The 8656-nt window shown below is 59.6% G+C and carries 10 protein-coding genes; 4 read left to right on the forward strand and 6 right to left on the reverse strand.

Features of this window, described 5'->3' with window-relative positions; all coding sequences use genetic code 11:
• Positions 1 to 14: 14 nt before the first annotated feature.
• The 6 genes from gcvPB to ABIZ35_RS09900 form a co-directional block, all read right to left on the reverse strand.
• Positions 15 to 1496 carry an aminomethyl-transferring glycine dehydrogenase subunit GcvPB gene (gene gcvPB, locus ABIZ35_RS09875; protein WP_348219724.1) on the reverse strand — a complete coding sequence of 494 codons (1482 nt, stop codon included), beginning with the start codon at positions 1494 to 1496 and terminating at the stop codon, positions 15 to 17.
• Positions 1496 to 2848 carry an aminomethyl-transferring glycine dehydrogenase subunit GcvPA gene (gcvPA, locus tag ABIZ35_RS09880; RefSeq protein ID WP_348219725.1) on the reverse strand — a complete coding sequence of 451 codons (1353 nt, stop codon included), beginning with the start codon at positions 2846 to 2848 and terminating at the stop codon, positions 1496 to 1498. The genes gcvPB and gcvPA overlap by 1 nt, the downstream gene beginning before the upstream one ends.
• Before the next feature lie 8 nt (positions 2849 to 2856).
• Entirely contained in the window at positions 2857 to 3231 is a 375-nt protein-coding gene (gene gcvH, locus ABIZ35_RS09885) for a glycine cleavage system protein GcvH (protein WP_348219726.1), read from the reverse strand.
• A 63-nt stretch (positions 3232 to 3294) separates the two neighbouring features.
• Complete coding sequence (gene gcvT, locus ABIZ35_RS09890; RefSeq protein ID WP_348219727.1) at positions 3295 to 4380, reverse strand: glycine cleavage system aminomethyltransferase GcvT; 1086 nt, start codon at positions 4378 to 4380, stop codon at positions 3295 to 3297.
• Positions 4377 to 5081, reverse strand: coding sequence for an ABC transporter ATP-binding protein (locus tag ABIZ35_RS09895; protein ID WP_348219728.1), 705 nt, complete (start codon positions 5079 to 5081; stop codon positions 4377 to 4379). Before ABIZ35_RS09895 ends, gcvT begins: the two co-directional genes overlap by 4 nt.
• Positions 5082 to 5191: 110 nt before the next feature.
• Positions 5192 to 5974: an ABC transporter ATP-binding protein gene (locus ABIZ35_RS09900; RefSeq protein WP_348219729.1), complete on the reverse strand. Its 783-nt coding sequence runs from the start codon at positions 5972 to 5974 to the stop codon at positions 5192 to 5194.
• 158 nt (positions 5975 to 6132) lie between these two features.
• On the opposite strand from ABIZ35_RS09900, the gene ABIZ35_RS09905 reads away from it, so the two are divergent.
• Genes ABIZ35_RS09905 through ABIZ35_RS09920 form a run of 4 tightly spaced genes read left to right on the forward strand, consistent with a single transcriptional unit; the run spans position 6133 to position 8613 of the window.
• Positions 6133 to 6618 carry a hypothetical protein gene (locus ABIZ35_RS09905; RefSeq protein ID WP_348219730.1) on the forward strand — a complete coding sequence of 162 codons (486 nt, stop codon included), beginning with the start codon at positions 6133 to 6135 and terminating at the stop codon, positions 6616 to 6618.
• A 2-nt stretch (positions 6619 to 6620) separates the two neighbouring features.
• The gene (locus tag ABIZ35_RS09910; protein ID WP_348219731.1) at positions 6621 to 6944 is read left to right on the forward strand and encodes a hypothetical protein; all 324 of its coding nucleotides are present in this window, start codon (positions 6621 to 6623) and stop codon (positions 6942 to 6944) included.
• Positions 6925 to 7728 (forward strand): DUF6754 domain-containing protein, encoded by an 804-nt coding sequence (locus ABIZ35_RS09915; RefSeq protein ID WP_348219732.1) that lies wholly within the window; start codon positions 6925 to 6927, stop codon positions 7726 to 7728. The genes ABIZ35_RS09910 and ABIZ35_RS09915 overlap by 20 nt, the downstream gene beginning before the upstream one ends.
• A gap of 12 nt (positions 7729 to 7740) precedes the next feature.
• On the forward strand, positions 7741 to 8613 hold the full coding sequence (locus ABIZ35_RS09920; RefSeq protein ID WP_348219733.1) for a hypothetical protein: 873 nt from the start codon (positions 7741 to 7743) through the stop codon (positions 8611 to 8613).
• The last annotated feature ends 43 nt before the right edge of the window (positions 8614 to 8656 follow it).

An 8656-nucleotide genomic window follows, 5' to 3' on the forward strand; every position in this document is an offset into this window, starting at 1 on the left:
ATATACGAGGCTGTCTATGCCTTAACCGGCTCCGGCGACCAGCAGACGCAGGGCTGGCGGGCGGCGAGGGCTTCGTCTATCTTGCGCACCGGCGTGAAGTGCGGCGCGGACTTGACGACCTCGGGGTCATTGACGATATCGTCCGCAATCTGCTTCATAGCGTCGATGAACGAATCGAGCGTTTGCCGGCTTTCGGTTTCGGTCGGCTCGATCATCAGGGCTTCCGGGACGATCAATGGGAAGTAGATCGTCGGCGGATGGTAGCCGAAGTCCATCAGGCGCTTGGCGACGTCCAAAGCGCGGATGCCGTGTTCGCGCTGCTGGCGCTTTGCGGAGAAGATGACTTCGTGCATGCAGATCTCGTCGAACGCGACATCGAAGTGACCTTGCAGCTCCGTCCGGATGTAGTTCGCGTTCAGAACGGCGTTGTCCGCAACGTCCTTCAGGCGCTCCTTGCCGTAGTACAGAATAAACAGATACGAGCGCAGGATACACATAAACGAGCCGTAGAAGCCATGGATCTTGCCGATCGACTTCGGGATATTGTGCTCCAGCGCGAAGCCAGTCTCTGTCTTCACAACTTGCGGGGTCGGGAGGTACGGCTCCAGAATCTTCTTGACCGCGACTGGGCCGGACCCGGGACCACCGCCGCCGTGTGGGGACGAGAACGTCTTGTGCAGGTTGAAGTGCATGACGTCAAAGCCCATATCGCCGGGGCGCGCGCGTCCGACCAGCGCGTTCATGTTGGCGCCGTCACAGTAGACGAGGCCGCCGCATCCGTGGATCAGGTCGCAGATCTCCGCGATATCGTCTTCGAAGAGGCCCAGCGTGTTCGGGTTCGTCAGCATTAGGCCGGCGATTTTATCGGACAGCTCGGATTTGAGATGCGCCAGATCAACACGTCCGCGGGAGTCGGACTTCACGGTGAGCGTCTTGTAGCCGCAACGCGCCGCCGAGGCGGGGTTCGTGCCGTGCGCGGCTTCCGGGACGATGATCGTGTCGCGCTCGCCCTGGCCGTGATCTTCATGATAGGCTTTGATCAGCATCAGGCCGAGCAGCTCGCCATGCGCGCCGGCGGCCGGCTGGAGCGACGTGGCGTCCATGCCCGCGATCTCCGTCAGGATGTTCTGCATCTCGAACAGCACTTCAAGCGCGCCCTGAGCTTGTGCGTCAGGCAGGTACGGGTGCAGGCGAGCAAAGCCGGGATGGCGCGCCGCGTCTTCGTTGAGCTTCGGGTTGTACTTCATGGTGCACGACCCCAGGGGGTAGAAGCCGCTGTCCACGGAGTAGTTCTTCTGCGATAGGTGGGTGAAGTGACGGATCACCTCGGGTTCGGAAAGCTCGGGCAGCGGCAGGTCCTTGCGGATCTGTGCGGCGGGCAGGAGCGATTCCAGCGACATCACGGGAACGTCGCAGTCAGGCAGCTCCACGCCGAGGCGTCCTGGCTGGCTGATCTCGAACAAGAGCCGCTCATGGGTCAAGGATGGGTCTTGCATTAGCTGTTACCTTCGAATTCACGCAGCGCCGCAACCAGCGCGTCAATCTCCGCCTTGGTGCGCTGCTCGGTCACGCACAGCAGCATGGCGTTCTTCATTCCAGAGTAGTGGCCACCCAGCGCATATCCGCCGATCAGCCCCTTCGACATCAGATGCTCGTTGAGCTTGCCTGCGTCGCCCGGCGTTTGCACGACGAACTCCTTGAAGTACGGCGCGTCTGGGAAGGACAGCGAGTAGCCGGGGATCTTAGCGATTTCCGTGGCGGCGTAGTGCGCCTTCTGAAGGCTGAGTTCCGCAACTTGCTTCAGGCCTTGCTTGCCCATGGTCGCCAGATACACCGCGCCGGCCAGCGCATAGAGCGCGACGTTGGTGCAGATGTTGCTGGTGGCGCGCTCGCGGCGAATGTCCTGTTCGCGGGTGCGCAGGGTCATGACAAAGGCGCGCTTACCGTCCCCGTCCTTGGTCTCGCCGACGATGCGACCAGGAATGCGTCGCAGGTACTTCGTCTTACAAGCGAAGAGGCCCAGCAGCGGGCCGCCGTAGCCCATCGGGCAGCCCAACGCCTGTCCTTCGGCGACAACGATATCGGCGTCGTACTCTCCCGGAGGCGTGAGCAGGCCGAGCGAGATCGGATCGACACAGGTCACGAACAGCGCCCCACCCTCGTGGGCGGCGGCGGAGATCGCCTGGACGTCTTCGATGGCGCCGAAGAAGTTCGGCTGCTGGAGGAGAACGGCGCCCGTTTCGGAAGTGATGGCCGCCTTGACGCTCTCCACCGAGGTTAGGCCGTTTTCGGTCACGAGCGTATCGACCGTGAGGTTCATGTGGCGGACGTAGGTTTCGAGAACGTCGCGGTAGATCGGGTTGATCGTGTCCGGGACCAGCAGATGCTTGCGTCCGGCCAGCTCGCACGCCATAATGGCGGCTTCGGCCAGCGCCGTGGCGCCGTCGTACATGGAGGCGTTCGCCACATCCATGCCCATCAACTCACACGTGAGGGTCTGGAACTCAAAGATACTTTGCAAGACGCCCTGGCTGACTTCCGGCTGATACGGCGTGTACGACGTATAGAACTCGGAGCGGCCGGTGATCGCACCGACAGTCGGCGGAACGTAGTGGTCGTAGATGCCGGCGCCCAAAAAGCACGGATACTCTTCGGCGCTGGCGTTCTTATTGCCCAGGGTCTTATAATGCTTTTCGAGCGCGATCTGATTGTAGCGGGACGGAATGTTCAGCTCTCCCGTGAAGCGCAGGGCTTCCGGGATAGGAGTATAGAGGTCGTCCAGGGAGTTCAGGCCAATGGCTTCCAGCATGGCCTGGCGGTCCTGGTCGGTATTCGGGATGTACGCCATCGATGGTCCTATTCTATTTCCGCGTATTGGTCGGCGGTCAGCAGAGAATCCAGCTCGCCCAGGTTCGTCATGCTGATTCGCACCATCCAGCCTTCGCCATAGGCGTCGTCGTTGACGAGCTCGGGCGCATTGGTCAGGGCTTCGTTTACGGCGATCACCGTGCCGGAGACGGGAGCGTAGAGGTCGGAAACGGCTTTGATGCTTTCAATCTCGCCGAACTTCTCCTCAACCTGGAGCACGCGGCCGACTTCGGGAAACAGCACCATGGCGACGTCTCCCAGCTCTTCCTGCGCATGGTCCGTGATGCCGATGGTGGCGATATCGCCATCGACGCTGACCCATTCATGTGACTTCGTATATTTTAATTCAGTTGGCATGGACATAGTGTGAACCCTTTCTCCCAAAAAACTCTCAAACGCGCCGCGAGGCGATATCGGTGAAAACTCTCAAACGCCGTTTCGGTAGAATGGAAGAGCCGTCACCTGCGCGGCGACCTTGCGGCCCCGAATATCAACGAGAACAGATGTCCCGATTTCGGCGTCCTCTTTATTCAAATGCGCCATCGCGATCCCGGCCTTCACAGTGGGCGACATGGTGCCGCTGGTGATGATGCCAAGCGGGCGGACGCCGTCCGTCGCGAAAACGACGCAGTTCTCGCGCGGAATGCCGCGTTCGGTCAGCGTCAGTCCGACCAGTTTCGACGAGATCGTCGGTTTCGCCTCCACAACAGCGGCGCGGCCGATGAAATCGCCCTTCTTCGTCTTCACGGCCCAGCCCACGCCCGATTCCCACGGCTTCCACGTGTCATTCAGCTCGTGTCCATAGAGCGGGTACGCCGCTTCCAGGCGCAGCACATCGCGTGCGCCCAGGCCTGCCGGCGCGGCGCCGGCTACGGTGAGCATGTCCCAGACCTGGGGAGCGTCTGCCCATGGGCAGAAGATCTCGAAACCGTCCTCGCCGGTATAGCCTGTCCGTGAAAACACGCACGGGATCCCGTTCCAGGTGACGCTGACAAAATGGAAACGCTCGGTGTCTGCGACGTCGGCGCCGACCAGACCTGCGACCAGCGCAACAGCAGTCGGTCCCTGAACGGCAATCAGGGCCGTGTCGTCGCTTTCGTCAGTCAGCGTCACGGCCTCATCGCCCGCGCTCTGCTCCACCAGCCAGGCCCAGTCTTTGTCTTTGCACCCGGCGTTCAAAACGATCATATACTCATCGCCAGCCGAAATGCAGTAAACAATGATATCGTCGATGATCCCGCCTTCGGGATTGAGCAGCAATGAGTATTGAGCCGCGCCGGGAACGAGCTTGGAGGCGTTGTTGGCCGTGACGCGTTGTACGAATGCGAGAGCGCCCGCGCCGCGCACGCGCGCTTCGCCCATGTGGGAGACATCAAAAAGGCCGGCGCCGCCGCGGACTGCGGCGATCTCGCCCACCGTTCCGCCATAGGACACGGGCATGTCCCAGCCCGCGAAATCGACCATCGTTGCGCCGGCGGCTTTGTGCGCGGCGTGCAGGGAAGTTTGCTTCATTCTCCGAGATATGCTTTCTTAATGTCGTCGTTGGCGAGCAGCTGCTGCGCGCTGTCCGAAAGAATAATATGGCCGGTTTCCAGGACGTAGCCCTTATGGGCGACGCCCAGCGCCATATGCGCGTTCTGCTCGACGAGCAGAACAGTCGTGCCTTGCTTATTGATATCCGTAATGATCGAGAAGATGTCGCGGATCAGAAAGGGGGCGAGGCCCAGCGATGGTTCATCCAGCAGCAGCAGCTTCGGACGTCCCATCAGAGCGCGGCCCATCGCCAGCATCTGCTGTTCGCCGCCCGAAAGTGTGCCCGAATTTTGAGCGATGCGCTCCTTCAGTCGGGGAAAGAGTGTCAGGGCGCGGTCCAGATCCTCGCGAATGCCCGCCTTATCCTTGCGGCAGTACGCCCCCAGCTCTAAATTTTCCCGCACCGTCATATTGGCGAACACCCGGCGCCCCTCGGGGGAATGCCCAATGCCGAGCCGCACGATCTCCGCCGAGGACATCTGGGTAATGTCATTGCCCTCAAAGATGATTTTCCCGGCGTTGGCGTGAACGAGCCCCGAGATAGCGCGCAGGGTCGTACTCTTGCCGGCGCCGTTCGCGCCGATCAGAGTGACGATCTCCCCCTCACCGATTGTCATGGAGACGCCGTGAAGCGCGCGTATCGGCCCGTAAGAGACGTGAACGTTGTCAAGTGTGAGCATATTGGGGGAAATATTCTGTGAAAGATACGTGGGCGGCGGTTTTCTATGCTCCGCGCCAACCTTATACTGCGAACAAATCAAAAAGCAATCAAGCGGGACTGAAAAAACGATTAAGCGACTTGCTGGGCTGCGCCCGCGTCGCCGAGATAAGCTTCGATGACTTTGGGATCGCTGCGGATTTCCAGCGGCGTTCCCTCGGCAATCACCTGGCCGTAATCAAGCACGAGAATGCGCTCGCAGACGCCCATAACGACCTTCATGTCGTGCTCGATCAGCAGGATCGTCACGTCGAAGTCCTTGCGTAAGGAGTTGATCTGCTCCATCAGGTCAATTTTTTCCTGTGGGTTCATTCCCGCCGCGGGCTCGTCGAGCAGCAGCAGCTTCGGATCGGTGGCGAGCGCGCGGGCGATCTCCAGACGGCGCTGTTCACCATAGGCCAAGCTGCCGGCGAGATAGTTTTCGAACTTCAGCAAACCGAAGCGATCCAGCAGCTCGCGCGCCTTACGTTCGGTTTCCAGTTCGGCGGCGTGAAAGCCGCCGCCGCGCAGGACGGTCTGCAAGAGCGAAGGCTTATAGTGGAGATGGGTGGCGGTGCGGACATTGTCCAGCACGGTGAGGCTTTTGAAGAGTCGGATATTTTGGAAGGTGCGGGAGATTCCGCACTGGGCGATCTGATAGGGACGCCGTCCGGTGATCGACAGCCCATTGAACTCGATCGTTCCCGAGGTCGGCGCGTACACGCCCGTCAAGAGATTGAAGGCGGTCGTCTTACCGGCGCCGTTCGGGCCAATCAAGCCGACGAGCTCGCCGGGACTGATGGTGAGGTTAAATTTATTGACAGCGGTCAGGCCACCAAATTGCTTGGTGCAGTCCCGCACTTGCAGCAGCGTCATGCCGTCATATTACCCCATTTCCCTCATGGTGACAAGAGAACATCTCGAGATGCTTTCGTAGATCGTTTGGACAAGAGCCGAAATGGCTTCCTTGACAAAGCTGGGGCTCCATCGCTATAATGGTGCAACTTTACCCTATCCGCCGATAACGAACGTCTATGGACAAAGCCGCCCCCAAGGCCGCTTCTGAAACAACTGCGCTCCCGGACCAGCCCCCACGCAAAGACGCCGTGGTGCTGGAATGGACCGTGCATCTTTTGAAGCGGCGTCCACAGGCCGCCGTCGCCGCAGGCTTGAGCCTGGCGGCTGTTTTGATCACGGGAACACTGCTGTTCCACAACGCCATTTTGGCGCTGATCCCTACCCTCACTCTTTTTGGATCGCTCGCGGAATACTATCTGCCCACGAAATACACGCTCACGGCGACGGGAGCGCGCAGCAAGTGCGGCTGGATGGTGCTGGAGATGCCTTGGACCGACGTACGCCACGCTTACCTGGCCCCGGACGGCGTCAAGCTCAGCCCGCTGCGCGCGAAAAATTCGCGTTTTGAACGGATGCGCGGCGTGATGCTTCGCTTCAACGATAATTCCGATCAAGTGATTGAGACCGTGCGCAGTCTGAGAGCCGAAGCTGCGGAACAGTAGTTATGAACAACCCCGCCAATATCTTTACGTTTGATTGGGATGCGGAGATCTCCACGGAAACGCGGGATAAGATCTTTGACAAAGTGATCTGGGCCGCGAACAAATGGCGTCTGCACATGCCGGCGATCCTCTTCTTTGAGAGCGTCGCGCCGCTGCATAATTTAGGCTCGGCGGCCATGATCCATTTCTCGCCGATCCTGGCGATGCTCTTTCCCGGCGGCCTTTCCGACGTTCAGAAATGCGCGAAATTATTGCAGGACCCAAAGAATTTGAAAATGTTGATCGATCGAATCGTGGAGGCGGAAGATGCAGCACGCAAACGATAACTGGCTGACCAGTGGTCTGGTGATTGCGCTGTCTTTGATTATCATCGCCCGTATCATGCTCGCGCAGCGCGGCATGGTGCCGACAATCCGTCGCATCGCCGGTCTGAACGCGATTGACGAAGCGGTCGGACGCGCAACGGAAATGGGACGCCCCGTCGTCATGATCCCCGGAGTGGCGGGGCTCGGCGTGGAAACGCTCCAGGCGCTGTCGATTTTCGGTTATATCGCGCGTTCTGTCGCCAAGTTCGGCAACCGAACGATCCTTCCGACGGCGGACCCGGTGCTGACAGGCATCGCCGAAGAAACAATTCGAGATGCGTACTCCGAAGTGGGACGTCCGGAGCTTTTGGAGCCCGATGACGTTCACTATCTGACGTCTTCACAGTTTGCTTACGCATCGGGCGTCGCGGGCATCCTGGTTCGAGAGCGCGCGGCGGCGTCGTTCCTATTCGGCCTCTTCTATGCGGAATCGCTGATCTTCGCCGAGGTCGGCCAGCAAGTCGGCGCGGTTCAGGTCGCAGGCACGCCGTCGACGACGCAGATCCCGTTTTTTATCGCGGCCTGCGACTACGTCATTATCGGCGATGAGTTTTACGCGGCCAGTGCTTACCTGTCCCGCAACGCGACTTTGCTCGGAAGCATCGCTGGTCAGGACTACTGTAAGCTGATTTTGCTGGTAATCGTTCTCTTCGGCTGTCTCTGCGCCTCGCTAGCGGCGGCGCTGGGCGCCGATGCGGGGCTCGGCCATACTGCTTCCAAGTTTCTCACACTCTTCGACGGGTAACACGAACCATCCATGCAAAACCTTTTCGCTGCAATCAACCCCCATCTGGATAAAGCCGGGTTCTTTACGCACTTGGTGCTTGGCTTCCTTTTCGTTCTGCTGGTGCTCGCCCTGCTGCAGGCGGTTCCGAGGCAGTACCGCAAAACCGTCATCGCCATCTTCACCTTTATTGGCGGCCTCTATTACGCCTTTGAGTTCTTCTGGCCCGCAGATACGCCCACTCATACCTACTGGTGGCCCGTAAAACCGGGCGGGCGGCATCCAGGCGCAAACTGGCTGACCGAATATCAAGACCTTGTCGCAAGCATGGCGGCGGTCGTTAGCTCATTCGCGATCGGTATCGGGGTAATTTCACTGCTTCAGGTGCATGTGAAGGCGCTCGGTCGCTTGAAGGCGGGATGGTACAACAGTCTCGCGCTGATCGTCTCATTTTTCGCCATGGCGATCTTCGGGATCGCCAACGAATACTATCCTAAGGCGCAGTTTTTTGGACAGTCCGTGCACGGGATCTTCCAGTTCCTATTTATCGGGGGACTGAATAATCTAGACGCCGCGACGTTCTCCATGATTGCTTTCTTTATCGCCTCGGCTTCGTACCGGGCATTCCGCCTGCGCTCCCTGGAGTCATCGATGATGATGACGGCGGCCTTGATCGTCATGCTGGCCTCGACAGGGTTCGGAACGGCGATCACCAATGGGATTCCGGATGGAGAAAGCTTCTGGGCGAACTTCCGCATCGAACATGTTTCCGAATGGCTGCTGACGCGAGTGAATGCTCCGGCGCAGCGCGGCATCCTGTTTGGGCTGACGGTCGGCGGCCTCGCCGTCTCGCTCCGGCTATGGCTCAGCCTCGAGCGCGGCGCATACTTTGATACGGAGGTCTGACCCCATGAACGAAACCACGATTTGGCATAAACTGCAGAATATC

It is taken from the genome of Capsulimonas sp. (assembly GCF_039929585.1).
GTDB lineage: Bacteria > Armatimonadota > Armatimonadia > Armatimonadales > Capsulimonadaceae > Capsulimonas.